The sequence below is a fragment of the Burkholderia sp. Ac-20379 genome (genome assembly GCF_017104645.1).
Lineage (GTDB): Bacteria > Pseudomonadota > Gammaproteobacteria > Burkholderiales > Burkholderiaceae > Burkholderia.
Map to the genome: position 1 here is coordinate 1 of NZ_JAAGPF010000589.1, position 2323 is coordinate 2323.

Below are 2323 nucleotides of genomic sequence, written 5' to 3' on the forward strand. Positions count from 1 at the left end.
CCCCGCCCGCCGCCCCGCCCGTCCGCCGGCCGCGCTAGTCGCCGCGCAGCCCTTCGAGATCGCGCACCAGCTCGCTGGCCGCGATCGCGTCGAGCGTCGAGACCGGCTGCACGTCGGCGAGATCGCCCCAGCGCCCGCGCCTGCCCACGCGCACTTCCTGCAGCGTCTGATCCGGATACATGTCGATCGCGCCGACGATGACGCCCGGATCGAGCAGCAGCTCGATCGTCCAGCCGCCCGCCAACGGCTTCAGGAAATTCCAGATGCAGCCGCCGTCCTGCGGATCGCCGCGCCGCCAGCCCTTGTTGGCGAGCCCGAGCACCTTGCCGGTCGGCACGGACAGCCCCTTCCAGCGCAGCAACTGGTTGCCGGCGCGTTCCTCGTCGGTCAGCCGGTAGCTGTCGCGGCCCAGTTGCGGGAACGGTTGCAGCAGCTCGTAATCGGCGAACACCTGGCCGAACGCCGCCGCATCGGCCGGCTCGATTTCCATCGCATGCGGCAGGCCGATCCGGACGGTATCGCCTTCGGGCAAATCGAACGTATCGTCGTCGGCGGTGGCCGCGGTGCCGTCCTCGGCCAAACGGAAGCAGGCGCGCAGCGTGCCGCCGCTGAGCGTGCCGTCCGTCACCTCGTAGACGCCCCACACCAGCCGCTGCACCAGATACCGCACCAGCGGATGGCCGGCCAGGAAGGTCTGGAACACCTCGGGCGTCCAGCGCCGCTGCGCGCACATCGCCACCTCGAGCCGCCCCACCTGCTGGCTCGCGATGGTGCGCGCATCCTTTTTCAGCAGCTTGAAGCGGTCGGTGGCCGCCTTGGCGAGCGCCGCGTCGTCGGTCTTCTTCGGCTTGGGCAGATCGGCGAGGCGCGCGCCGGCCACGCCGTCGGCGGCCAGTTCGCGCACATACGGCTTGAGCGTTTCGTCGAACCCGATCTTGAACGCGCGCGGGCCGAAATCGAGCCGCAGCGCGCCCTGCTCGTCGAGCCCGAGATCGGGCGCGAGGCGATCCTCCAGTTCCTCGGCCGACAGCCCGCGCGCCTGCGCGATCGCGTCGATCTTCTCGCGGGCGCGATCCTGCAGCGCGCGGAACTTGACCTTCTGGGCGATGCCGTTCAGCAGCATCAGCGACACGTCGCTGCCGATCCCGGCCAGCACGTCGAGCCCGGTGGCCGCGCGCGCATGGGCCGCTTCGCCGGGCCAGGCGCGGATCATCGGCGTGAGCCGGCGCGCGGTATCGTCGTTGCCGAGCAGGCCGGCCGAGGTCAGCGCCCAGTTCTCCTTGCCGGGCGCGCCGGCATCGAGCCAGGCGGTCAGGCAATCCCAGCTGAACTCGGCCAGCGATGCGGCGGTGCAGGCGCCCTTCACGACATCGATGCCCGCATACACCTCCTCGTTGGTCGGGAACATCAGCATCTCGCCGAGATGATCGATCGCATCGTCGGGCAGCGCATGGCCGTTCGGCAACACCGGGCGGCGCCAGCCGCGCGGCTGCCAGAACGCCGGCAGCTTGCCGCGGCGGGTCGGGAAGCGGTCGAGCGGGCTTTCGTCGAACACGGCCTGCAACGCTTGCGCCACGGCCGGATCGTCGTAGCGCTTGGCGGTTTCCAGCAGCAGCGCCTGGTGGCCGTTGGCGCACAGCAGCCGCAGCGCGGAACCGGCGCAATCGCGCGCCTCGCCGGCCTTGCCGAGCGCCGGCGCGATCAGCCCGGCCGCCGCATGTTCGGGGAACGCCAGCAGCCATTCGCGGCCCTGCTCGCGCAGCTTCTTGAGCTTGGCGAACGCGCGCGCCGCGAACGGCGCCAGTTCGACGGCGCCGTAGTGCAGCGCCTCGTCGAAATTCTCGGCGGGCGCGCTGCGCACCACCGACAGCAGCCCCGGCAAGGCGGGCAGGCCGAAGCATGCCATCGCGCGGCCGGTCGAGCGCGTCTCGACCTCGCCGGCGATCGCGTTCCAGACGTCGGTCCCCATCGCCTTCGGCATGACCGTCAGATAGTCGGCCTGCAGCCAGAACCAGAAATAGCGCGACGCCGCGCGGCGCTCGGCGATCACCGCGCGCCAGGCTTCGACGAAGGCCGCCGCGTCGCCGCGGCGGACCGCCACGGCCGCGGCATCGCGCAGCGCGGCGATCTTTTCGACGTCGCCCCGCGCGCCGGTGCCGCGCTGCGGTTCGAACCCGAGCTGCTGAACCAGCATCAGCCTGTCCTTCTCGGCGTTCTGCAACCGCGACACCTGCCACGAATCGGGCTTGGCGGCGGCCTCGCGGTCGGCCGCATCCCAGCGCTCGACCGGCGCCAGTTCGAGCGGCTCGAGCGACAGCGCCGC

Annotated in this window: 1 protein-coding gene; it reads right to left on the reverse strand. The window is 71.6% G+C overall.

Annotated features, from left to right (window positions below; all coding sequences use genetic code 11):
• Positions 1 to 34 precede the first annotated feature (34 nt).
• The coding region (locus G3N92_RS33015; protein WP_206131712.1) for a DUF4132 domain-containing protein at positions 35 to 2323 on the reverse strand (2289 nt) is incomplete at its 5' end.